Genomic DNA, 24,209 nt, shown 5'->3' on the forward strand with positions numbered 1-24,209 from the left:
ACGAAGGGTTCCGGCTCTGGCGGCACGAAGGGTTCCGGTTCTGGCGGTACGAAAGGTTCCGGCTCTGGCGGTACGAAGGGTTCCGGTTCTGGCGGCACGAAAGGCTCCGGTTCTGGCGGTACTCAAGGTGGCGGTGACACGTCAGGTAACGACAAGTCGGTACTGAACTTTGTGATGGGCAGCCCATCAGAGGTGAACATTTCGGTTACGGAAACGCCTGAAGGGCAGTTGTTCTTCAACCTGACACCAACAGACTTTGACGATGAACCTGTCGATATCGATGGGATATTCTTCAACCTGTCCGATGACAGCAAGCTCAGTTCATTGAACTTCTTCCCGGATGAGAACGATCGCGATGTGACGGATATTCAGGCCGATGCTGATGGCGTCTCTCATTTGCCTAACGGCGCCGGCGTCGGAGAAAACTTCGATGTAGGACTGCAGTTTGGCGAAGTTCCAGACAGCTCCGAAGGCACCATCAATGCGACCAATTTCACGTTGTGGTCGGATGACGGTCCGGTGAGGTTCGAGGATATCGACTTGTCTGGCATGCGCCTTATTGTCGATCACGATGAAGGCGGTGGCGAAGTGTTGGGCGTATCCGACAGCGACGATCCTGATTGGGGTGACGCTGATGCAGTGCCGGATAGCGACATTGCACTGGGAGATGTCATGGCTTTGATGACCCAGCATGTCGATGAAGAAGACCTTGTCGGTCTTGATGATGACCCCTCTGATGACGATCTCTTGATGGTCTGAATAGATACCTGAAAGTCGGGGCAATGCGCTGAGGTGTGTTGCCCTTTTCTTGCATGTGAAGTCTCGCAAGAAGTGGCTTAATCTAAATCCTGCAACGATAAATCAGCATATCGTGACACAGAACAACATCGGCCGAGATGATTTCACCCACTCAATGGCTGCACTTTTTCCCAAGGTCACATAAATGCTGGATTCGATATCCAAACAGGTAATATTCCTGTAGCTTTTCAAAGCGCGCTTGTTTGGAAAAGTTACCGTCGAAACTAAGTACGGCCTGATATATCAAACGGTTTAAGGGTTGAAAGTACCGCGCACCAAGCGCGTGTGGGTGATGGATTAAGGCTTGGGCTATTTTCTTAAGTCATATCACCTACGGTGGCTATCAGGTGGAGTGTACCACCAATAATTTGCCCACCCCTAACACTTGCAACATTGATCGAACGGCTCGTGCTGTTGTCAGAACCAACGTGGTAATCGCAAATTGTAACTGCTCGGCCTTCGGTTCCAGACCCAGTGTAATTTACACCGATGAAGCCCGAAACGAAAAATGCGCTATATTCAGGTTCACCGACAGGCCTCTCGAACACCGAGAACAGCTCAAATTCGCGGCTCTCACCGGGCGCGCGCGCCTCGCCATGAGAACAGGCAGTTCTTATCGAGCTTCCTGCGACTTCGTATTCTTGTTGCGCTTCTTTCCGTCCGTGATCACCAAAGTGAGCAATAGATATGACCCCTATAGCTGGCGTTTTGCCAACATCTTCCAATGTAAAAGTCACCTTTGCCCAAAAATGTATGGTCTTATGCAAGTAAGTGGCGACAAGGTTAAATCTAGCGTCTTTGGCGGCAACCCAAGACCTTTGCTCGTCACGCATGATCTGGTCGGCATGACTTCGTTCGTGCTGGGCGCGGCTCTCATCTTCCAGACCTAAATTTGCATCTATGCTTGGAAAATACCCAATTAGACCGAAGATCAGAAGCAAGCTGCCGGCCCTTACACCTGCAATGCCATTCTGCTCACGTTTATCGCTACTAGATATTGTATAAATTACGCCGCCGAGAATTGACCACGATTCAACTTATTGCGGATATTGGGGTCTTTCCGGATGGCTGCGTGCGAGCCCCTGTCTGGGGATATGCGCTTTTGACATCGCCGCAACGTGCGCAGAACGACGGATATTTTCAAAGCCTCGCGTTGCCGTGCTTAAACACAGCGGCTTCGTCGTGCATGTATGGAGCGGAAAGAACAGACATCGTATAAACCTATAATTTTTTGACGTTAATCGACGCATTGGAGTTGGGTTTGTCAGGTTTATAATTTGCAGAAACCAGCGGTCGGCCACTTGAATATCACCGTAGACCGGAACGCAGAATTACTGTCGCAGAGTGGCTTTCGCTATTCGGGCGCAGATAATCGTTTTGATATTTTATTTATGAACCCTCGGTAATTGGATAGAAATGCCTGCCGTGTGTAGCGTTCCAATCCGGTGTCGGTGTCTTGTTGGTATCGCGCTGGCTGCGACAGAACCTTTCGCATAGCTTTTGCGATGGCTTGAATATCTGCGCGGGGGACAAGCTCGCCGTTTTTACCGGATACGATCATTTCGCGCGGCCCGTAATTGACGTCATATGAAATGACCGGACAGCCGTTGGATAAGGCCTCCAATATGGACAGGCCAAACCCTTCGGTGGTGGTAGGGTAGACCGAAGCGATGGCGTTTCGGAAAATTCGCAATGGTTCGGTGCTATAGCCAGCCAATTTGACACGATCGCCACAGCCGAGCTGTTCTATCTGTACTTCAAGCTGCTTCTGTCCTGCGCCGACCCCATAGACCAGATAATCAACATGGGGAAAGTCATCTTTGATCTGGCAGAATGCCTCGATGCACTCGTGGATCGGTTTGCCCTCTAATTCCAACCGCGAAACCGTAACGAGGTGCTTGCGTTCTTGTGGTGTCGCGTTGGCGGTATCGCAAAAGTGCGGGATAACGTGAATTTCGGCTGCGGGAATTACATCTGTCTCGATCCGGGCTTTATGCACCGCCGTCGAAGTAATTATCGCCTCGCCTTTGAAATTTTCGATCAGAAAGCGGGATCTGGGAACAATTGTACCTGACGGGCTGCGGTGGTCTGCGTGTAGGAAAAGGGCGCGCTGGCCTTTTGTCACCGCCGAGAGATAGGCCGACGTCACACCGTCAAAGAACACAACTGCATCTTCGCAGGCCACCATTTCAAATATATTCTGCGCGTAAACGCGCGGCATCCGGCAAATGGTGTCTGTGACCAGATTTTTCCCGATGATGAATTTCCGGTCTTTGGTTTTCACCCAGCGAATGGGCAGTGATCTGGTGAAATCGGTTTTTTCGGTGCTGCCATCGGCATTGCGGGTGACGGATTGGTGAATTTCATCGTCAATCAGGGTATATGTGGTTTTTCCATCGGTTTGCGGCAAGACGCGTTTGGTAATGGCGCCGATCGGGGTGTGCGTTGTGGTGTCGACCATCACGGTTTCGCCGCCCTGCGCATAGACGGTTTTCTTGCCCTTTGTCTCGAAACGGTCAAATGCGGGAAAATCGGAAAATCGTTCGACGCCGGCAGCGACAGCTGCATCATAACACGCTTGAGGGACTGTCAGGTTGCGCACCCGCGGGGCGATGGTTCCATTGGCTTTCAACTCGGCAAAATTGAGCATCTGGCGAATGCTGTGATCGAGGTTGAGCAGGACGGGGTCGAATTCCTCCATTTCGGCCAGTGCATTCATGCGGTGATAGACGGCTTTCACCTTTCCCCCACCGCCAAGGCCGATCCGCTCAAATATGCTGAAAACGCGGGTCACACCGGAATATGTCGCGTTGGTAAGCCAGAATGCATGGGCCAGCCCCGTATATTTATGCCAATTCGGTTTGCGCTTGCTTCGACAGCGCCACCGCTTGGGTGATCTTGTCCATCAACACATCGTAACGCGGGCTGGTGCCATTACCCAGAAAGGAAAACCAACGTGAAAGGATGGTTTCGGTTTCGTCCTGCGCAACAGGGATGTGGCTGTTTTTGATATGGGGCATCGACATGCTGATCGGGGTGGAATCGTGCCCGTCAACCTTGATCGAAATGTATCCCATACCGGCATTGTCCACGATTGCAGGAAAGCGCTTGTGCAGCGCATTGTGACCGAACGAAAAAACCGTACGCTCGCCGTGGATGCGGATAGCGGTGCCCATGCTGTTAAAGGGCAGGTTTGCTTTGTAAATGAATGTTTCGCCGTCGGATTGATAGCTGGTGATCACCAGCCCGTTCGAGCGGGAATAACTGACCGGAACACGATCGCCCAAGCGGGTCAGAAACCCGCGCAGCTCGTGAACGTAATCGGTCGACAGGCAATCATCATCATCAATGCGGAAGTTGATCAGCGGATGCCCCGCGAGGGCGTTCAGCTCCGCAATCCGCGGCCACAGTGCCTTATGTACCGTTTGTTCGGACGATATCAGCAGTTCAAGATTGGGATGGGCGGCGCACAGATCCGACAGACGCTTTTTGTAAACTTCAGGCATGATGTCCGATGTCAGGATCAGACAGATGAAATTCTGGTCGCCTTGTGCGGCAAGCGAGGGCAGCAAAAAGTTCTCGAACAGGAAAAACCTCAGCTCCATCCGCTCCGGCGCGTATAGCTCGGCGGCAATTCTGGCGCGGGTGTTTTCGATCTCCGCCGGGGTTTTTGCAGCGCGATAGGATCGCCAGTCGCCTTTGCCACAAAAGGAAAAGCGGCAAATGCCGATTGCCGGCTCTAGTAGATATGCCATTTGTTGTTCTCCTGCCGCGCGATTTTAGTGGCTGGTTTGCCTGATGGCAGAATCATAGCGCAACAGTATGCAAGGATGCCACCGCAAACCTGTTGCGCAGGTGCGCAACAGCTAGAGCATGACTTCGATCAGGTTGGGTCCGCCGCTTTTCAGCCCGTCATCGAGCGCCTGTTCAAGCGCGGCGCAGTCATCGACCCGCTGTGCCTCTACCCCCATGGAGCGAGCCATCTCTACCCAGTCGAGCGCGGGGCGATCAAGGCTCAGCATGTCAATCGCGCGCGGTCCGGGGTTTTGAACGCCGACATTGGCAAGCTCGCCGCGCAGAATTCGATAGCTGCGGTTGGCAAATACCAAAATCGTGATGTCGAGCTCTTCGCGCGCCATGGTCCACAGCGCCTGCACCGTGTACATCGCCGATCCGTCACCAGTCAGGCACATCACCTTACGCTCGGGGCACGCAATCGCCGCGCCGATGGCGGCTGGTAAGGCGTAGCCGATAGACCCGCCACAATTGTTCAACCAGGTATGTTTGGGCGCACATTTCGTTGCCGGTGAAAACGCGCGTCCGGTGGTTATCGCCTCATCCACCACAATCGCGTTTTCGGGAATTGCGCGGGCAATCACGGCGGCAAGGTTTTTAACGTCAATCGGGCCGCTGGGGCGATCCGGTAACGCAGGCGTGACCACATGCGCGGGCGGTGTGCCGGTTGCATCTGTTGCGCTTGCCAGCGCAGTCAGGGCTGCGGTCGTATCTGCACCAGCGGTGGCCAGCGTCAAAATTTCGGCATCTTCACGGGTCAGTATGGCGGGTTTGTCTGGGTAGGCAAAAAAGCCGATTGGCGCGCGCGCGCCTAGCAAAACGATGCGTTTGAACGGTTTCAACACCTCAAGTGCGGCATCAATCGGGTAGGGGACACGACCCACATAAACCCGGCCCGCGCCACGCTCCATCCGCGCATTGGCCCACTCCGACAATATCGCACAGCCTGTTTTGCGCGCGATCCGTCCGGCCATTTCAAGGTTGCCCTCGGTGAGGGCGCTACCGCCCAACAGCAATAGCGTTTCAGGCCCGTCCAGTACGGCCGCTGCCTGATCCAGCACCGAATTATCATAGGCAAGCGGCGCGGGTTTCTGAACCGCGCCATGTGCTACGCCGCCTTCGGTCCACGCGGTATCACTGGGCAGGATCAGCGACGCGATCTGTCCGGGGGCGACCATGGAAGCTTTGATTGCCGCTGCTGCATCGGTGCCCACGTCCGCCGCAGAGGCAGAGGTTTGGACCCAATGCGAAACAGGTCGCGCGATGCCTTCGATATCCGATGTCAGCGGTGCATCAAGCTCGATATGGCTCAGGGCATGTTCGCCGATGATATTCACAACCCCTGATCCGGCTTTCTTGGCATTGTGCAGGTTCGACAAGCCGTTCGCCAGTCCGGGGCCAAGATGCAGGAGGGTGGAGGCAGGTGTGCCGCGCATCCGGTAATATCCGTCCGCTGCACCCGTCGCCACGTTTTCTTGCAGCACCAGCACACAGCGCATCCCGGCGATATGGTCCAACGCGGCAACAAAGTGCATTTCCGACGTGCCGGGATTGGTGAAACAAACATCGACTTCATTGGCCAGCAATGTATGCACAAGGCTCTCGGCGCCGTTCATTTCGTCACTGCGGGGTTTGGTGTTGCTCATGGGTTTTCCTTTTCCCAGTAGGGCGCGCGCAGGTCTTTCTTAAGGATCTTTCCGATGGTCGAGCGGGGCAGGGCGGTGCGTATTTCTACCGCCGACAGCCGCTGGCTTTTGCCCAGACGCGCATTGACCTGCGCCAGAATATCTTCGGCGCTGCGGGTCGCACCGTTACGCAGAACCACCAGCCCTAGCGGGGTTTCGCCCCATGCCTCTGAGGGGATGCCTATTGCGGCGGCATCCACCACATCCGCATCTTGCAGCAGCGCCAGCTCCAGATCGTTTGCATAGATGTTCAGACCGCCGGAAATGATCATGTCTTTCTTGCGATCCGACAGCACCAAGAAGCCATCCGCATCGAACGACCCCATATCGCCCGAGCGGAAATAGGCCCGCCCCTGCGCATCGCGCCAGATGTAATCGGCGGTCAGATCGTCGCGTTTGAAATAGCCCGACATCATCGTCGGGCCACGGCCGCAAATCTCGCCCACTTCGCCCTGCGCCACTTCGTAACCGCTTCCGTCGATCAGACGGATATCATTTCCGGGGGCGGGTTTGCCGACGGTGTGCAGTTTGGCAGGGTTCTCATCGGCAACCAGAACAGTGACGCCGCCGCCCTCGGTCAGGCCGTAATATTCCACCAGTTTTCCGGGAAAGCGCGCCAGCACGTCTGCTTTTACATCTGCACGTAACGGAGCGGATGTAGAAAGCTTCATCCGCATCGAGCGCAGATCGAAGCTGTCAAAGTCGGGGATGTCCATAATGCGTTTGTATTGTACAGGCACCAGCATGGCGTGTGTGATCTGTTCACGTTGCACAATTTCAAGAAACGCGCGCGCATCGAACTTTGACATCAAATGCACTGTCGATCCGCCGAACAGCGTAGGGATAAAAGCCACAATAGTGGTGTTGGAGTATAGCGGCGTCGAAATCAGCGTGCGCGCGTTGTCGTCATATCCGTTCGCCTTTACCCGATCCATTTGCGCCGCGCGCATCCAGTGGTTGTGCACAATTCCCTTGGGTATTCCAGTGGTGCCCGAGGAATAGATCAGGTTAAACGGATCGGACATTTCGATCGCTATCATCGGATCGGTAGTATCGGCGCTTGCCAGCGTGGTTTCGTAATCCTCAAAATCGCTGTGCTGGAAATCAATTGCATAGCGGCGCAAGGGCAGGCGAGAGATAAACCCCTCGACCAGCTCCAGATACTGACCGGCGACAAAAATCGCCTTCGCCCCGCAATCTGTCAGCATCTTTTCCAGTGCCTCGGGCGAGGCCATGGACGACAGCGGCGTCACACAGCAACCAGCGCGCAAAATGCCCAGAAACAATTCGGCGTAAGCGACCGAATTCGCAGACAGGATCGCGATATTGTCGCCCTTGGCCATCCCTGCCGCCAGCAGCGCGTTTGCAACACGGTTTACGCGGTTGTCCAGATCGTGCCATGTCAAACGTTGCTCACCACAGACAAGCGCGAGTTTATCCGGCGTCGCCGCCGCATTGGCGCGCAAACGCGCGACAACAGTTTCCTGCGGCAAAACTGCGGGAGCGGGTGGATCGATCTTGATGCCGGATGTCATGCGGTACAGGTCTCCTTTTCAGCTCAGCGAAATGCGGGCAACATTCGCCGCGCGCCCGTCGGCGCCAACGACAGAAGACATCGCATCGGTAAAATTTACCAGCCCGATTTGCGCAAACAGGCCGGCGCGGCTGCGGTTTTCCGGCCCGATCCGTTGCTTTGCGGTGGACCTGCGCGCGCGGACCACTAGAACAGGGTATCGTCATAATCCGGAACCAGCCGATGATCCGCCACACCCTCACGTCACTGAACAGTATCGCAGCCATTGGCGCGGATACGATTATTGATGTGCGCGCACCTTCCGAATTTGCCGAGGATCACGTGCCGGAAGCGGTGAATTTGCCTGTTCTAAGTGATGCCGAGCGCAGTCGCGTTGGCACGATCTACACCCGGCAGAGCGCGTTTCTGGCACGCAAAACCGGCGCGGCGCTGGTGGCGGCCAATGCTGCGCGGCATTTGCAGGGGCCGCTTGCGCAGATGGGTGGTGACTGGCAGCCGTTGATCTATTGCTGGCGCGGGGGGCAGCGGTCCGGCGCATTTGCAACCATTCTTGATCAGGTCGGCTGGCGCGTTCATCTGATTGAGGATGGGTATCGCAGTTACCGCCGTCAGGTGAACAAGATGCTTTACGACACGCCTCTGCCACACCGCATCATGCTGGTTGACGGGGGCACCGGCACAGCAAAGACGGCATTGTTGCATCACCTGCGCGGCGAGGGCGCGCAGATTCTAGATCTGGAGGGGCTGGCAGGACATCGCGGCTCCCTTTTCGGGGCGCTGGACGTGGCGCAGCCATCGCAAAAGATGTTTGAAACGCGTTTAGCCGCTGCGCTGCGGTCGCTTGATCCGACGCGCCTGACGTGGGTAGAGGGCGAAAGCAGCAAAGTTGGCGCGCGGGTTATCCCGCCGGTTGTCTGGGCCGCCATGCACCGCGCGCCCCGGATCGAAGTATCGGCGCCGGTTGGCGCGCGCGCCGCTTTTCTGTCCACAGCCTATGCCGATCTGACACAGGACACCGATGCCCTGATCGCGCTGATTGATCAGTTGCGCGGGTATCATCCGGCAGAGGTGATCGCCGATTGGCAGGCGTTGGCCCGCGCGGACAATTGGCAGGCACTGGCCGCGCAATTGATGATCCACCACTACGATCCGCGCTACACAAAATCCCAGGCGCGGGCGGCAGAAAAGCCGCAGCAGGTGGTGCTGGGGGATTTGACGGCAGATACACTGGCGCAAACGGCCCGTGATCTGATCGCGCGTTTCAACTGATTTTGATCGGCCCCGTGCCGTCAGACAAAGTGCCGATGATCCACCCCTCCAGCCCCTGCGCCTGAAGGGCATCAATCGCCTCTCGCGCCTGACGGGGGGGCAGCGCGGCCAACAACCCGCCAGCCGTCTGCGGATCATGCATCAGCGGATCGGCGATGCCGATGGTGGGCGCGTCGGCAATATTGGCCGCCAGCAGCGAGGAGTGGACACCCGCATCCGACAACGCCCGCGCACCTTCATAGAGTGGCACCTTATCGCGCCATATTTCGCCGCGCAGGCCGGAGGCGTCACAAATGGCCTGAACATGACCGGCAAGACCGAAACCCGTCGTGTCCGTCATGGCGTGGGCCGCCCCCAATATCTGCGCGGCGATGTGCTGGGGCTGCGCCATGGTGTCCAGTGCGGCCGCCACCACACGCGCAGGCGCGGTGCCCGCCATAGGCGCGGCCAGTATTACACCCGCGCCTATAGGCCGCGTCAGCACCAACATATCCCCCGCCTGCGCACCCGCAACCGTGATTGGCATGTCCTGACGGGTGCCCGTTACCGTGAACCCGATGGTCAGTTCGGCCCCCATGGTGGTATGTCCGCCCACCACGCTGGCGCCGGCCTGCGTAAACACGTCCCTCGCGGCTGCGTTTATCTCGGCCAGTGTGCGCTGCTGTAGTGGCGCGGACATGCGCGGCAGAATGATGCTGGACAATGCGACCTGCGGCTTGGCCCCCATGGCCCAGATATCCCCCAACGCGTGCACAGCTGCGATACGGGTCATTCGGGCGGGGTCTTCGATGAACGCGCGCAGATGATCGGTGCTGAGCACCTGAAAACCGCCCCCGGGCTGGCGTAGGATCGCGGCATCATCCCCTGCACCGGTCACAACATCGCCATGCCGCGTCTGCGATGATTGCCCAAGGGTCTGTTGCAAAACCGTGTTTCCAACTTTTGCGCCACATCCCCCGCACAGCGGCGCGGATTGTGCATCGTCTTTCACACCGCGCGCCACCACCGCAGGCAATGCGGTAGGGCGCATTACGGGAAGATCTTCAAGCTTGTTCATAAATGCGCGGTCAATACGGTCTTTCCACCGCCACAGTAGGGGGGCGGCGATGGCACCGCCGTACTTTTCCGCCATGGCTGATTTCCTGCCGAGCGAGATCAACTTGAGATAGGATTTTTGCGGACGGAACGGTTTCAGGGTGGCGTCTGACAGAACAGCACGAAGGTTGTGATACAAAACCGGCGCGGCGCGCACGGCAAATACGCCAGCCTTGGGGCGTGGGGCAAACGGCATATGTGCGCAATCGCCTACTGCAAACAGGTTGGGATCGCCTTTCACGCGCAGATCGGGATCAATCACAATAAAGCCGTCGTGCAGGGGCAGGTCGGTCTGTGCGATCCAGCTATGGGGAAACGCCCCCGCAGCGCCCACGCACAATGTCGCCGCCACATCGGGCTGCTGCGACAGCACGACCTTGTCGTCGAGGATGTGCGTGATCTGCGCATCAGTGCGGATCGTAATGCCCAAATCATGCATCGCGCGGCGCAGTTTGGCACGGGCGCTTGACCCCACGCCGGAGATATCCGGCCCCGCTTCGATCACCGTGATGTCGGGGGTGGCGTCTGCACTGTGCAAGGCATGGGCCATCGCCATGGCCAGTTCACACCCCGCAACACCGCCCCCGATGACCGCAACGGTTGGCGCGCTGCGGCCCTGCCGGACATCCTCCAGAAAGCCGCGCCACTTTGCTGCGTAGATATCCAGCGGCTTGGCCCCGACCGCGTGTGCGTCAAACCCGTCAATATCCATCCGCGCGGTAATACCAAGGTCGATCGAAGCGATATCATAGGCAACGGGATCGCGCCCCGCCAGATGGATCATCTTCGCGCCCCGATCTATCGCCGTGGCGGAATCAAGGATCAGCCGCGCGCCTGCAAAACGGGCCAGACGCATCAGGTCAATCTCCAGCGTGTCACGGCTGTAATGGCCTGCGATATGACCGGGCAGCATGCCGGTGTAGGGGGCGGTGGGGCCAGGGTTGATCAGCGTCAACCGCGCACCGGGCAACGGGTTCATCCCCCATTTGCGCAACACCAGCGCATGTGCATGGCCGCCCCCGACCAGCACCAGATCACGGGTGAAGGGGATTGTCGCTAACATATCGGCACACTGCAGGACGCGGAGGTTTTCATCATATCTATGTATTTGCCCTGTCCGCAGGCAAATGTCCAAGGTGGTCGCTACACCTTGTTGCGAGGTCGCGGAAATCCCCCGCACACAGGCGGGGGATCAGCTAGTTTTCCGTAAGCGCTGCAATCACAGCGTCTAAGGCTTGCGCGGCTTTGATGCGCATTTCGTCATCGGTGGCATCCTGTATGGGATGGGGCACCAGAACATAGCGCGCACCGTCCATTCCCAACGCCTTGCGCTGGCTTTCGGCGGCTTGACCAAACGCACTTGAAGCGATGGCGACGGCAGGGATCTGCTGGGTTTCAAACCAGAAACAGTCGTGCATACTGCACGTTGTACAAGATCCTCAGTCGGCCAGTGCCTCGATCAGAAAATCACATTCGTTGCGAATTTCCTCGCGCAGGGGCTGCGGACACGGTTTGGCAAATGTCGGTTTTGCGTAGCGCCGCACATCTACTTCGGGTGCCTTTTGCTTTAGCAGCCGCTCAAGCTCGTCGAGCATGACGTTGCCGCGCGGTTTGCTGATGTCCAACAGTCCGATGGTCCCTGTCAGAATGCCGCTACGTGTTGTGATCTGACGTTCAACCGGCACACGCTCGTCTGTCGGGTCGAGAATTGTTACCATAAATACCTCCCTCTGAAGTTCAGCCTAGCCCAAGTCGATCTTTTTGGAAACCGACAGTGATCCCACGGCCCCCGTGGCCCAGCCATGAAACACGGACGAGAATTTACCTGCGTCCGAACCCGCCACGACGATATGGATGTACTCCGGTCCGGCGAATTTCGGCACCGTTTTTTGCAACGCTTCCGGCCCCATCTGCTCTGCTGTTTGCGCAGGGATGCCCGCGCCGCTGGTTTCATTCATCACCATTTCGGACATCGGGCGTGTGGTGACCTCTTGAATACGGTCACGCAGACGCTCTTTGGGGTAGGCGCCTTCGCGCGTCAGGGTATCCAGATGTTCGGGGCAGACGACCAGTAGGGCATCTACAGGCAAATTGCGCAGCTTCGGCAAAAACACTCCTTCAAGGCCGAGTCCGAGCGATCCTGCAATCTGGTCGGGGGCGCGGGACGGCTGATCAACGATCAAGGTAGGGCCACCCGTCATGGCAAATACCGTGACCACCGAATCCTCGGCATCAAAGCCGCGTTCCACATGCAGCGCCGGCCATGGCGATCGTTCCTCCCACTCGGCAAAGCACATGGTGAATTTCATCGGATTGCCATGGGTGGAGCGTTCCACTCCGCCCGTGCTGGCCCCCCCGACATTGCGCACAACAAGGCGCAGCGCGCGGCCGATGGTGGCATTGGCGCGGTTTCCGGCCCCCAGCGCGCCCAGTTGCATGTTCATCCCGATCTTGTGGCGGATCGGTCCGTTGATCACCATCACCGGGGCCGCGCCCATGGTGGTGGCGGTGACGCCGTGAATGTTGAACTCATCGGTGCAGACCGCTTCGACAGCTGCAATCACCACCGGCAGGTATTCCGGTTTGCACCCGGCCATAACGGCATTGATGGCGATTTTCTCCACCGTGGCTTCGCCCATGTTCGGCGGTACGGTTGCAATTATATCCTGCGGGTTGCGGTGGGTGCCGCCCAACATCCGCAGCACCCGTTCAGGCGTTGGCGGCACCAGCGGCAGCCCGTCTGAAAACCCCTGATCAAACATGAATTCCGCTACATCATCACTGGCGGCGACATCAATACGCCGCGCTCTGATCGGGCTGTTGTCAGCGGCTGCGCGCAACTTGTCATATACGGAAGGATCGAGATGTTTTGACCCACAACCGGGGCGCCAGGCGGGCAGGCTGGCCCAGTCGATCTGCGCGGCAGGTAGGGTTGTTCTTGAAGCGATGTCTGTGGCCAGTGCCTCCCAATCTGCGCGGATGAAGCCTTCGAATTTCGACACTACTGCGCCGCTTTCGTCGATCCAGAACACCGACGGAACGCTTTCGATGTCCCACTCGAAAGCGGTTTTGCAGCTGCGGTCATCCAGCACGGGCATCGACAGCATATGGGTTGCAGCAAATGTTGCCGTATCATCTCCTGACTGCGAAATCAGCAGAACTTCCACTGTGTCACCGTATGCTTTGTGAAACGCCTCCAGCACCGGTGCTGCGGTATTGCATGTCTCGCAATCCTCTTTCACAAAACATACCAGACTGTACCGGTTGGCAGAAAGCGAGTGCGGATTACCTGCCAGATCGTTTAATACAAAAATTGGCTGCTGCGCGCTCATGTCCATCCTCCCTGATGTCCTTTGGAGGTATCTTGCAAAGGGTCGGGCCGGAATGTCCAGACCTTGCTGCATTGGCGGAGATGGATGGGAATCGAACCCACCACGCGCCCAATAGACGCGTCCATGGTTTTGAAGACCAGGGAAGCCACCAGACTCCGGTCACCTCCGCACCAAAGGAAACCTAGCAAACCTGTGAGAGCGGGGGAACCGCAATCGCGCCCGTCATCCGGCGCAGATCACCATTGCGCACCGTGATGCCGCATGTGTCAAAATACTCAAGAACCGGGATAATGTATTTCCTGCTGGTGCAAAGCGCGCGGCGCGCCTGAGATGTGCTGAATTCGCATGGTGGCGGGAACGCTGTGCAGAGCGTTCCCGCAGCGGATTGGAAACTGCGCCGGTGTACAATCACGGTCTGGTTTAAAGAAACATTGAAGAGCGAAACCAGATCGCCTTTGTCGACCAGCAGCGCAGTCAGATCATCGTCGAATGGTTGTTTTGCCAGATCAGCTGCGGCTAGCCCGGCATGGTTATAGGCGTCTTCGATCTGTTTCAGACGCTGGTGTTGTGGCGTCGAAAGATGCGCACGCGGATCATGGCTGGTAAGTGCGCACCCGTCAGCGTGAAGACGCAGCTGTTTGTTCTCATCAAGAGCGCCCAGAATATGTTTGATGAGCAGGGGACGGGTTTCAGGAAATGAAATAGCCCCGTGCGGCGCAAGAGGGCGAAGCGGATTTTCGCGGTGATATGTGGTCAGCCCCTCGATCAGCGCTTGTTCCTGCGCTGCGAAGAACCGGTTTGTAGAAAATGTATCTGCGTCAAGGTATTGCACTTCGCCGTTTAACGCGGCGCGCACTTCGCAAGCGCTATGACGTGACAGGCGAATAACGTCAACGGTGCTGGCCACGCCCCCGCCTGCATCACACAGCGCATCTGCAATCTGCAACGGCGATTGGGCTTTCACAGCCCTGAGCAATGCTAGACGCTGCCGGTTCCCACCGCTGACAGGTTTTGACAGCGTGTCCAGAAACACCGCACCGCCAAGGGTTTGTGGCGGGGAAAGGCGACGCAGGATCGCGCGCTGCCCTTCAAACCCGCAAACCGCGCGATGAAAACGCAACTGCGCAAAACCCGTTTGCGCAGCCCCGATCCGGCCTGCACCAATTATCCGCACGGTTGCAACTTCGCTGCCGGTGCCGAACAGAACACGGATTTTTTCCATGTGCTTTAGTAGCGTCCTGCCACCACCCAGCATCGAGATTTCGGCATCAACGCAAGCGGACGGTTTTCGCGCAGGATCGCTGCACAAGACACCTCCGCGCGCGATGTCATCTTTTGCAACACCGCGCAGATTAACCGCGACACGCTCTCCGGTTTGGACACGCGCGCGCTCCTGCCCACGACTTTGCAAGCCGCGTATGGATACTTGCCGGTCTGCGGGTTGAAGAAACAAAGGCGTGTCAAGCGTCAAATCCCCACCCGCCAACGTCCCCGTGACGACCGTACCGCGCCCGGAAACGGAAAACACGCGATCAATCGCCAACATGCTGTGCTGCGGTGCCGTGCTCTGCGGGGGCAGGGCAAGCAATGTTTGCAATTCCTGTTCCAGCGGAGTCAGGCCCGCACCTGTCCGGGCTGAACACAGCACCATCGGCGCATCGGCCAGTATTGTGTCGCAAAGGGCCACACGGATATTCTCCAGACAGGTCGCGTGATCCTGCGCAGGCACCAGATCGTTTTTGGTGATCGCAATCACACCGCGGTCGAGCCCCAGCAACCGCGCAATGACCAGATGCTCCAGCGTTTGTGCGCGCACACCTTCAACTGCGGATACAACCAAGAGGGCAGCATGGGCGCCCGTGGTCGCGCCGACCATCGCGCCGATGAAATCCTCGTGTCCGGGGGCATCGATGAAATCGATTACACCGTGTGGATATTTTTTATGGGCAAAGCCTGTGACAATGGACAGACCGCGCGCTTTTTCTTCGGCGGTGCGGTCGGTTTCAATTCCCGTCAGGGCGCGCACAAGGGATGTTTTGCCATGATCGACGTGCCCGATCACCACGATGCAGCGGGTGTTCATCTGTCTGCACACCGCGCGCATGCTGACGCAACCCGCGCCACCTCTTCATCGGTAACAGTGCGCATATCCAACAGTACCCGGTCTTGGGCGATGCGCCCGATGACGGGCGGATCATTCTGGCGCAGGGCCGCAGACAACCCATCGGCGGACAGCCCATCAACGCAGATGGAAACAGCACAGCTTTGCAACTCTTGCGCGGGCACGGCGCCAGCACCGACATGGGCGATCGTTTCCACCACAACCGCATCAGGAATGCCGCTGCCGTGCAGGGATGCTATCAATCTGTGTGCGCGCCGCTGAACTTCTTCCAGCGGTTGCGCCAGCATTTGCAAAACCGGTATTTCGCGCAGCGGGTCAGACGGCGCACGGTAAAGGCGCAATGTCGCCTCAAGCGCCGCCAGCGACAGTTTGTCGGTACGCACGGCACGCATCAACGGATGGGATTTCAGCTGTGCCACCAGATCGCGCCGCCCCGCGATGATACCCGCCTGCGGCCCGCCCAGCAGCTTGTCTCCCGAAAACATAACCAGATCGACGCCCGCTTGGATAATGTCCGCCACCACAGGCTCGTCCGTCAGGCCGAACGGGGCCAGATCAACCAGAACTCCGCTTCCGAGGTCTTCCATCAGGATAACACCATGCGCCGCGGCCAGTTTTGCAAGCTCTTGCCGCGTCGGGGATGCGGTGAAACCGACGATCTTGAAATTGCTGGTATGGCTTTTGAGCAGCACTGCTGTTTCACCGTCAATCTCCTGGGCATAATCACTGGCGCGGGTTTTGTTGGTTGTGCCGACTTCGCGCAGGGTCGCGCCGCTTTGCGCGATGACGTCCGGCAAACGGTACGACCCGCCGATTTCAATCAGCTCCCCTCGGGAGGCGATAACATTGCGCCCCGATGCAGTGGCAAGCAGCCCAAGCAGAACAGCAGCAGCGCAGTTGTTGACCACAACAGCAGCCTGCGCCCCGGTCAGTTCACAGATCAGGTTTTCCACATGTTCATGCCGCGATCCGCGTTTTCCAGTATCCAGATCCAGTTCCAGATTACTGGGCGCCGCTGCAACGCCACTCATGGCTGTGATCGCCTTTGGTGCCAAGCGCGCGCGCCCGAGATTGGTGTGGATGATGATGCCGGTCGCATTGATCACAGGCATCAAAGACGGACGCCGGTATGTTTCAATCATTTCCGTTAGGCGTTCGGCAAAACCGGCGCTTTCAAAATCGGGGAGATCGGCGGTCGTGCCGGCCATAATGCCAGCGCGCAGTTCGGCGATCATCTGCCGCAAGGTTTGAGCCGTTTCGGCGCGGCTATAACGCTCTGCCACGTTCTGCACAGCCTGCTGGGCCAGCAAGGACTGGATTTGCGGCAAGTCAGACAGTTTTGGGGGCATGACTGCTCCGAATTTTGTTGGAAGCATTATTGCAGTGATGTTCTGCTAATCTGGCTGGTCAATTTTGCAGCCAGCGTAACGTCTTATCTTTCCCACGTCGAGGTATGTTGCCCTTACATCTGCGCAAACACATTCGCGTGTGTCTGCCTGTTGACGCTGCGTAGCGAGTTGCAAAGGGAACCAAATGGGCAACTTAAAAGTTAGAGAGGGACGCTGCGGTGCCGGCGCGGTTATACTCGTGCAATTGGCGCATGACTTGCGGACACGTTCCGAAAGCAATCGCCTGGGCAGTCGCGTTCCCCTCGATCCGCGACGGATGCGCCGTCATATCGACCACGCCAGCCTGGTTGAACAGGTCTGCAAACTTGAATATGGGGCAGCAGCCCAAAGCCCTGAAGGAACTGATCCATGAAAGATGTCGCAACCAAAACCGCAGGTGGCAAAGCCGTGCGGGACAAGGTCAAATCGCCACAAGCTACATCAGATCAAACCGACAGCGCGCCGCAGCGGCTGAAATTCGACTCCGACAAGGGCGCGTCAAGATCTACGTGGATCGCCGCGCTATTGGTGATTGCGATTGTCGGATGGATGGGCAGCGGATTTATCTTTCCTTCTGCCGATGAGGGGGATGTGACCCAGCGCGAGCCGTTGAAACCGGTCGCCGTGGCGGTTACCCAATCGGTTGCCGAAACCGTTACGCAGTTTTACCGCGCCGAGGGGCAGGCCCTGCCGGACCGCGACACGATGCTGCGCGCGGAGACATCCGGCGATATTGCAGAGGTCCTTGTGAAAAAAGGGCAGGATGTTGAGGCGGGCGCGGTAATTGCGCGCTTTGACCCGACCAACAACGAGGCCGACACCAACCGCGCAGCAGAAGAACTCGCGCGCGCGCAGCGCGAGTTTGATAACGCGTCAAAGCTGCTGGAGCGCGGCATTGCCACCGCAGACCGCGTCGCGCAAGCCCGCGCTGCGCTGGCCTCGGCGCGCGCGCAGGTCACAGCGGCAGAGCAGGCTGCAAAAGCGCTGACCATTACCGCCCCTTTCGCAGGGCGCATCGAGACGCTTGATCTGGATGCCGGAGAGTTCGTGCAGAGCGGTGCCAATGTCGGGCGGCTGGTTGATATTTCGCCACTGACGGTTGCAATTCAGGTGCCGCAGCAATCGCTGACGCTGCTTTCTGTCGGGCAGCCTGCCAATGTGAATTTTATCATCGGTGAAAAGCGCGAAGGCACGGTTACGTTTATCGGCACCTCTGCTGCATCGGAAACCCGCACGTTTCTGGCCGAGGTCGAGGTCGCCAATGATGATTTTGCGATCCCTGCCGGTATCTCTGCCGAGGTGGTCATACCCACGGGCGAGGCTGTCGCGCATTTTCTTGCTCCGTCAATCGTTTCACTTGATGCCGAAGGCACGCTGGGGATCAAAACGGTCAATGCGGAAAACAAGGTCGAGTTCTTTCCTGTAAAGGTCGTGCGCGCGCAGATAGACGGGATCTGGGTCACGGGTTTGCCTGAAATTACTGATGTGATCACGGTAGGACAGGGATTTGTCAGCGCGGGTGAGGTGGTTGCACCCTCTGCGGCGGAGCCAAAGCAATGAACACCATAATTGACGCCGCGTTTTCGCGTTCGCGCGTTGTTGTCATGGCGCTGCTCATGGTGCTGACGCTGGGCGCATATGCCTATGTCTCTATTCCGAAAGAGGCAAACCCCGAAGTGCCACTACCGCTGTTTTATGTCTCCACGGGGTTGGACGGGATCAGCCCGTCAGACGCCGAGCGATTGTTGATCGAACCAATGGAAACCGAGTTCGCTTCCATTGCCGGACTGGACAGTATGAAGTCGGATGCGACCGAAGGGTTTGCCAGTATCCTGCTTGAGTTCAGTCCCGGTGGGGACAATCAGGAAGCGCTGGACAAGGTGCGCGATGCCGCCGATCGGGTGCAATCCGAATTGCCTGAAGATGCGAACGACATCAATATCACCGAGATCAACACAGCCCTGTTCCCGATTATTACAACCATTTTGTCTGGTCCTGTGCCGGAACGGACTCTGAACGCACTTGCTGAGAAAATTCAGGACGAGGTCGAGGGGCTGAAAGGCGTGCTGGAAGTCAAAATCGGCGGCCAGCGGTTTGAGTTTCTCGAAGTGCTGATCGATCCAACGGTGTTCCAAACCTACAACCTGTCCTTTGACGAATTAATCGGCCAAATTCAGCGTAACAACCGCCTGATTGCTGCGGGAGCTATTGAAACCGGATCAGGCCGGATTGTGCTGAAGGTTCCGGGATTGATCGAAAACCTCGAAGACGTGATGGCAATGCCGGTAAAGGTGCGCGGCAGTGCCGTTGTCACATTCGGCGATGTCGCCACAATCCGGCGCACGTTCGAAGACCCCGATTCATTTGCGCGCATCGACGGGCAGCCAGCCTTGGCACTTGAGGTTACAAAACGATCCGGCGCAAATATCATCGACACGGTGGATGAGGTGAAGGCGCTGGTGGAAGAATTGCGCGTGGACTGGCCTGACAGTATCGAAATCACCTATCTGCAAGACCAGAGCAAGCAGGTGAAAGACATGCTGAGCGATCTGGAGGCAAATGTGATTGCCGCCGTGATCCTTGTGATGATCGTTATCGTGCTTGCACTGGGTTTTCGCTCGGCGATCCTTGTGGGGCTGTCTATTCCAGGGGCGTTTCTGGCAGGGGTCATTGCACTGTGGACGATGGGTTACACGATGAATATCGTCGTGCTGTTTTCACTGATCCTTGTGGTCGGCATGTTGGTTGACGGTGCGATTGTCACCACGGAACTGGCCGACCGCAAACTACAAGAGGGGGCCGAACCTAAAGAGGCTTATTCCTTTGCCGCCAAACGCATGGCGTGGCCGATTATAGCGTCTACTGCCACAACGCTAAGCGTGTTTTTTCCGTTGCTGTTCTGGTCAGGCATGGTGGGGGAGTTTATGAAATTCCTGCCCACTACAGTGATCCTGACACTCACTGCATCGCTGTTTATGGCGCTTGTGTTCATACCGGTTGTGGGCGGGTTGATCGGCAAACGGCAGCCGCAGTCGGCTTCTGCCAAGGCCGCCCTTCACGCTGCCGAAATTGGCGATCCGCGTGACATGCGGGGGCTGACGGGGCTGTATGTGCGTGTGCTGCAATGGGCCATTCTGCGGCCCGCAACGACGGTCCTGTTGGCGGTCGCGCTATTGCTCGGTGGCTTCGGGCTGTATGGCCAGTTCGGCAAAGGAATCAGCTTTTTCCCCTCTGTCGAGCCTGATTTCATGCAGGTGCAGGTGCGTGCGCGCGATAACTTCTCGATTTTTCAGCGCGACGCGCTGGTGCGCGCCGTAGAGGACCGCCTGCTGGGGTATGACGAAATCGCCAGCATCTATGCGCGTTCGATGATGAGCGCGGGGCAGGGGGACGAAGAAACCATCGGTACTTTGCAACTGGAGTTAACACCGTGGGACACCCGCCGCACCGCTGCCGAAATCGGCGTTGATATCCGTGAAAGCGTTTCGGACATTGCGGGCATTGATGTGCAGGTGCAAACCGAAAGCGGTGGCCCGTCGACAGGCAAGCCGATAAACTTGCAAATTACAGCCCGCAATCCTGATGTGCAGGGACGGGCCGTTCAACAAATTCGCGAGATCATGGATCGCATCGGCGGCTTCACCGACGTGACAGACACCCGCCCCGTGCCGGGCGTTGAAGTGTCAATTCTGGTTAACCGCGCAGAGGCCGCGCGTTTCGGCGCGGATGTCAGTCTGCTGGGGCAGGCAGTTCAACTGCTGACCCAAGGTATTACTGTGGCTGATTACCGCCCCGGTGATGTAGACGGATCGCTTGATATCCGCGTGCGGTTCCCGCGCGAGGAACGGTCCCTCTCCGAGCTTGCAGGCCTGCGCGTGCCGACCTCTGCGGGACTGGTGCCGATCTCCAACTTTGTTACCTTCGCGCCGACCGAGCGGACAGGGGTGATCCGACGCATCGACGAAAAGCGGGTGACGACAATTGAGGCGAACGTAGCGCCCAATGTGCTGGTAAATGATCAGGTCATTGCCCTGACCGCCGCGCTGAACGAGGCGGATTTGCCCGAAGGCGTTGAATTCAACTTCGCTGGCGAGGCAGAGGATCAGGCCGAAAGCATGGCTTTCCTGATCGGGGCGTTCATCTCTGCCGTATTCATGATGTTTGTGATCCTTGTGATCCAGTTCAACAACTTCTTTCAGGCTTTCGTCGTGATGAGTGCGATCATCTTTTCCATCGCAGGTGTGCTGCTGGGGCTGATCATCACAGGCCGACCGTTTGGTGTAGTGATGGGCGGTATCGGTGTCATTGCGCTGGCAGGGATTGTGGTGAACAACAATATCATCCTGATCGACACTTATAACGATTTCAAGGCAGAGGGCCGCACACCGCTTGAGTCAGCGCTGCGGACCGGCGCGCAGCGTCTGCGTCCTGTAATCCTTACATCTGTGACAACTGCACTGGGCCTGATGCCCATGGTGATCGGCCTGAACCTGAACTTCTTCACCCGTGAAATCGTCTATGGCGCGCCGTCGACCCAGTGGTGGACCGAGCTTTCCTCGGCTATTGCGGGTGGTTTGATTGTGGCAACAGTCCTGACGCTGGTTGTTACTCCGGCGATGCTGATACTGGGCGAGCGTAAGTCAAATCGCCGCGTCCCGCAGGCGCAACCGGCGGAGTGAGCAGGCGCGGCGAGGCCATGAAGGCCGGTCGCCCTGCTTGCCACCCAATAATCCTGTCCCCTTAGCGGCTTGCCATTCCGGCAGCGGCTTGGCAGTCTGCGCGCAACAGTTTGACAGGACCACCGCCATGCCCATTCGCCCCCTTGATATTGACCCGACCCATTGCCTGATCGGTGGTAAGTGGGCACCCTGTGACAGCGGGAAGACGATGCCGCTGATCAACCCTTCGGATGGAAGCGCCCTGTGCGATATCGCGCTTGGCGGGGCGACGGACATTGACCGTGCCGTTGCTGCGGCGCGGGCGGCTTTTGATGGTCCGTGGGGGCGCGCGACAGCGGTTGAACGGGGCCGTGTGCTGCAGAAAATCGGCGCGCTGGTGCTGGAAAATATCGATGAGCTGGCCAAGCTTGAGGCGCTGGATGTCGGCAAGCCGCTGACACAGGCGCGCGCCGATGTGGTCGCGCTTGCCCGCTACATGGAATTCTATGCGGGTGCCGTGGATAAGTTGCACGGCCAGACGATCCCCTATCTTGATGGCTATACCGTTTATACCCTGCGTGAACCACACGGTGTCACCGGGCATATCATCCCGTGGAATTACCCGATGCAGATCATCGGGCGCTCTGTCGGTGCGGCACTGGCAACCGGCAATGCCGCAGTGTTGAAACCCGCGGAAGAAGCATGCCTGACCGCCCTCGCATTTGGTGAACTGGCGCGCCGTGCCGGATTGCCAGATGGTGCGTTGAATGTCGTTTCCGGCACAGGTGCCGAAGCAGGGGCCGCGCTGACGTCCCATGCAGGCGTTAACCATATCTCGTTTACAGGATCGGTTGGCACCGGCCGTCTGATCCAGCAGGCCGCAGCGCATAATGTTGTGCCTGTCACGCTTGAACTGGGCGGTAAATCTCCGCAACTGGTGTTTGACGATGCCGATATTGATGCGGCGCTGCCGTTTCTGGTGAATGCCGGCATCCAGAACGCGGGACAGACCTGTTCTGCCTCGTCGCGGATATTGGTCCAGCGCGGTGTATATGACGAAGTCGTTGGCAAAATGGCCGAGCGTTATGGCGCGTTGCGCGCTGGGCCCGCTATGGCCGATCTGGCGGTCGGGCCGCTTGTATCGCAGCGCCAGAAAGAAATTGTCGAAGGGTTTTTGGCAAAAGGTGCTGATCTGAACAAGATCGCCAAAGGCGAGGTGATCCCTGATGCGCCATCCGGTGGCGCCTACGTAGCCCCCAGCTTGTTCGAGGGTGTGTCGCCCGATCACACACTGGCCCAAGACGAGATTTTCGGCCCCGTGCAGGTGATCATCCCGTTTGACGACGAAGCGGAGGCGTTGGCGATTGCCAACGGTACGGCTTTTGGCTTGGTTGCCTCTGTCTGGTCACGTGACGGTGCGCGGCAGATGCGGCTGGCCCGCGCGTTGCGTTCGGGGCAGGTGTTTTTGAACAATTACGGCGCGGGGGGCGGCGTTGAACTGCCCTTTGGCGGGTCGGGCCTGTCCGGCCATGGCCGCGAGAAAGGTTTCGAGGCACTCTACGGCTTTACATCGTTGAAAACAGTGGCGGCGTACCACGGCTGATGCCGTAATCGAGCAGACATAAACCGGAAGGAGTAAGCCATGCGCTTGCAAGGAAAAACAGCAATTGTAACGGGTGGCGCGTCAGGGTTTGGCGCTGGGATTGTGCGCAAATTTGTCGCCGAAGGGGCGCAGGTAATGATTGCCGACCTCAATACTGAAGCGGCAGAGGAGTTGCGTCAGGAAATTGGCGCACATGCCATTGTGGCAACCGTGAACGTCGCAGACGGGGCCGCCGTCAAGGCAATGACCGCGCAAGCGGTGGACGCATGGGGCCGGATTGATATTCTGGTCAATAACGCAGGAGTCACGCATTTGCCCGCGCCGATGGAGACGGTCAGCGAAGAGGATTTTGACCTCGTCTTCGCCGTGAACTGCAAATCTGTCTATCTTACCGCACAGCACATTGTACCCCTGATGAAGGAAAAGGGGCAGGGCAGTATTCTTAACCTCGCCTCGACTGCGGGTGTTTCACCACGCCCGAACCTAAGCTGGTACAACGCCTCTAAAGGGTGGATGAACAACGCGACGCGTGGCATGGCGGTTGAGCTTGCCCCCAGCGGTGTGCGGGTAAATGCGCTGAATCCTGTTGCGGGGGAAACCCCCCTGCTGAAAAGCTTTCTGGGGGAAGATACGCCGGAAATGCGCGCCAAATTCCTGTCGACGATCCCGATCGGACGATTCTCGACGCCCGAGGATATGGGCAATGCAGCGTGCTTCCTGTGCTCTGACGAGGCGTCAATGATCACCGGTGTCTGCATGGAAGTCGACGGCGGGCGTTGTATCTGATCAAAAACCTGAACAAAATTGCTTGATCGTCTTGGTATCGGTTCGCACCTTTTGTAAAAACCGCATAATGTAACCCAAATCATCGTGACGATTCCGAAACGCGGTGAGACGACAAGCCTGGAGGGGATACATCCTCGGGCCCCA

The 24,209-nt window shown here is 57.8% G+C and carries 17 protein-coding genes and 1 tRNA gene; 6 read left to right on the plus strand and 12 right to left on the minus strand.

What is annotated here, in order from left to right; all coding sequences use genetic code 11:
• On the plus strand, positions 1-759 hold a 759-nt coding region (locus tag OS189_RS00005), incomplete at its 5' end, for a hypothetical protein (protein ID WP_267165233.1).
• 356 nt (positions 760-1,115) lie between these two features.
• Here OS189_RS00005 and OS189_RS00010 read toward each other — a convergent pair.
• The 6 genes from OS189_RS00010 to OS189_RS00035 all read right to left on the minus strand — a co-directional run bounded on the left by OS189_RS00010 (position 1,116) and on the right by OS189_RS00035 (position 7,999).
• Positions 1,116-1,739: a hypothetical protein gene (locus OS189_RS00010; RefSeq protein WP_267165234.1), complete on the minus strand. Its 624-nt coding sequence runs from the start codon at positions 1,737-1,739 to the stop codon at positions 1,116-1,118.
• 413 nt (positions 1,740-2,152) lie between these two features.
• Positions 2,153-3,592, minus strand: a complete 1,440-nt coding sequence (locus tag OS189_RS00015; RefSeq protein ID WP_267165235.1) for a glycosyltransferase — start codon at positions 3,590-3,592, stop codon at positions 2,153-2,155.
• A gap of 52 nt (positions 3,593-3,644) precedes the next feature.
• Entirely contained in the window at positions 3,645-4,553 is a 909-nt protein-coding gene (locus OS189_RS00020; RefSeq protein ID WP_267165236.1) for a glycosyltransferase, read from the minus strand.
• A 111-nt stretch (positions 4,554-4,664) separates the two neighbouring features.
• Positions 4,665-6,239: an acetolactate synthase large subunit gene (locus OS189_RS00025; RefSeq protein ID WP_267165237.1), complete on the minus strand. Its 1,575-nt coding sequence runs from the start codon at positions 6,237-6,239 to the stop codon at positions 4,665-4,667.
• Positions 6,236-7,813, minus strand: a complete 1,578-nt coding sequence (locus OS189_RS00030; RefSeq protein WP_267165238.1) for a class I adenylate-forming enzyme family protein — start codon at positions 7,811-7,813, stop codon at positions 6,236-6,238. The genes OS189_RS00025 and OS189_RS00030 overlap by 4 nt, the downstream gene beginning before the upstream one ends.
• A gap of 18 nt (positions 7,814-7,831) precedes the next feature.
• Positions 7,832-7,999 (minus strand): hypothetical protein, encoded by a 168-nt coding sequence (locus OS189_RS00035; RefSeq protein ID WP_267165239.1) that lies wholly within the window; start codon positions 7,997-7,999, stop codon positions 7,832-7,834.
• Between the two features lie 35 nt (positions 8,000-8,034).
• Here OS189_RS00035 and mnmH point away from each other — a divergent pair, with 35 nt between their 5' ends.
• Positions 8,035-9,081, plus strand: a complete 1,047-nt coding sequence (mnmH, locus tag OS189_RS00040; protein ID WP_267165240.1) for a tRNA 2-selenouridine(34) synthase MnmH — start codon at positions 8,035-8,037, stop codon at positions 9,079-9,081.
• Here the strand turns inward: mnmH and selD are convergent.
• The 6 genes from selD to selA all read right to left on the minus strand — a co-directional run bounded on the left by selD (position 9,074) and on the right by selA (position 17,006).
• Positions 9,074-11,239, minus strand: coding sequence for a selenide, water dikinase SelD (gene selD / locus OS189_RS00045; protein WP_267165241.1), 2,166 nt, complete (start codon positions 11,237-11,239; stop codon positions 9,074-9,076). The two genes, mnmH and selD, sit on opposite strands and share 8 nt — an antisense overlap.
• 133 nt (positions 11,240-11,372) lie before the next feature.
• Positions 11,373-11,894, minus strand: coding sequence for a UGSC family (seleno)protein (locus OS189_RS00050; RefSeq protein ID WP_267165242.1), 522 nt, complete (start codon positions 11,892-11,894; stop codon positions 11,373-11,375).
• A gap of 24 nt (positions 11,895-11,918) precedes the next feature.
• A complete protein-coding gene (locus OS189_RS00055) occupies positions 11,919-13,508 on the minus strand; it encodes a TlpA family protein disulfide reductase (RefSeq protein ID WP_267165243.1) in 1,590 nt (529 codons plus the stop codon).
• 72 nt (positions 13,509-13,580) lie between these two features.
• Positions 13,581-13,675 (minus strand) — tRNA-Sec (locus tag OS189_RS00060).
• 14 nt (positions 13,676-13,689) lie between these two features.
• Positions 13,690-15,591: a selenocysteine-specific translation elongation factor gene (gene selB, locus OS189_RS00065; protein WP_267165244.1), complete on the minus strand. Its 1,902-nt coding sequence runs from the start codon at positions 15,589-15,591 to the stop codon at positions 13,690-13,692.
• On the minus strand, positions 15,588-17,006 hold the full coding sequence (gene selA, locus OS189_RS00070; protein ID WP_267165245.1) for an L-seryl-tRNA(Sec) selenium transferase: 1,419 nt from the start codon (positions 17,004-17,006) through the stop codon (positions 15,588-15,590). The genes selB and selA overlap by 4 nt, the downstream gene beginning before the upstream one ends.
• Positions 17,007-17,387: 381 nt before the next feature.
• Here selA and OS189_RS00075 point away from each other — a divergent pair, with 381 nt between their 5' ends.
• The 4 genes from OS189_RS00075 (at position 17,388) to OS189_RS00090 (ending at position 24,065) form a co-directional block, all read left to right on the plus strand.
• Positions 17,388-18,578 carry an efflux RND transporter periplasmic adaptor subunit gene (locus OS189_RS00075; RefSeq protein WP_267165246.1) on the plus strand — a complete coding sequence of 397 codons (1,191 nt, stop codon included), beginning with the start codon at positions 17,388-17,390 and terminating at the stop codon, positions 18,576-18,578.
• On the plus strand, positions 18,575-21,697 hold the full coding sequence (locus tag OS189_RS00080; protein WP_267165247.1) for an efflux RND transporter permease subunit: 3,123 nt from the start codon (positions 18,575-18,577) through the stop codon (positions 21,695-21,697). Before OS189_RS00075 ends, OS189_RS00080 begins: the two co-directional genes overlap by 4 nt.
• Positions 21,698-21,824: 127 nt before the next feature.
• On the plus strand, positions 21,825-23,279 hold the full coding sequence (locus OS189_RS00085; RefSeq protein WP_267165248.1) for an aldehyde dehydrogenase family protein: 1,455 nt from the start codon (positions 21,825-21,827) through the stop codon (positions 23,277-23,279).
• 39 nt (positions 23,280-23,318) lie between these two features.
• Complete coding sequence (locus tag OS189_RS00090) at positions 23,319-24,065, plus strand: SDR family oxidoreductase (RefSeq protein ID WP_267165249.1); 747 nt, start codon at positions 23,319-23,321, stop codon at positions 24,063-24,065.
• The last annotated feature ends 144 nt before the right edge of the window (positions 24,066-24,209 follow it).

This window comes from Sulfitobacter sp. F26169L (assembly GCF_026410285.1).
Lineage (GTDB): Bacteria > Pseudomonadota > Alphaproteobacteria > Rhodobacterales > Rhodobacteraceae > Sulfitobacter.

Bases quoted from the DNA above. Each gene is read 5' to 3' on its own strand.
- selB (WP_267165244.1), bottom strand. From the start codon at position 15,591: ATGAACACCCGCTGCATCGTGGTGATCGGGCACGTCGATCATGGCAAA.
- OS189_RS00085 (WP_267165248.1), top strand. From the start codon at position 21,825: ATGCCCATTCGCCCCCTTGATATTGACCCGACCCATTGCCTGATCGGT.
- OS189_RS00055 (WP_267165243.1), bottom strand. From the start codon at position 13,508: ATGAGCGCGCAGCAGCCAATTTTTGTATTAAACGATCTGGCAGGTAAT.
- OS189_RS00090 (WP_267165249.1), top strand. From the start codon at position 23,319: ATGCGCTTGCAAGGAAAAACAGCAATTGTAACGGGTGGCGCGTCAGGG.
- mnmH (WP_267165240.1), top strand. From the start codon at position 8,035: ATGATCCGCCACACCCTCACGTCACTGAACAGTATCGCAGCCATTGGC.
- OS189_RS00020 (WP_267165236.1), bottom strand. From the start codon at position 4,553: ATGGCATATCTACTAGAGCCGGCAATCGGCATTTGCCGCTTTTCCTTT.
- selA (WP_267165245.1), bottom strand. From the start codon at position 17,006: ATGCTTCCAACAAAATTCGGAGCAGTCATGCCCCCAAAACTGTCTGAC.
- OS189_RS00025 (WP_267165237.1), bottom strand. From the start codon at position 6,239: ATGAGCAACACCAAACCCCGCAGTGACGAAATGAACGGCGCCGAGAGC.
- OS189_RS00075 (WP_267165246.1), top strand. From the start codon at position 17,388: ATGAAAGATGTCGCAACCAAAACCGCAGGTGGCAAAGCCGTGCGGGAC.
- OS189_RS00080 (WP_267165247.1), top strand. From the start codon at position 18,575: ATGAACACCATAATTGACGCCGCGTTTTCGCGTTCGCGCGTTGTTGTC.
- OS189_RS00030 (WP_267165238.1), bottom strand. From the start codon at position 7,813: ATGACATCCGGCATCAAGATCGATCCACCCGCTCCCGCAGTTTTGCCG.
- selD (WP_267165241.1), bottom strand. From the start codon at position 11,239: ATGTTAGCGACAATCCCCTTCACCCGTGATCTGGTGCTGGTCGGGGGC.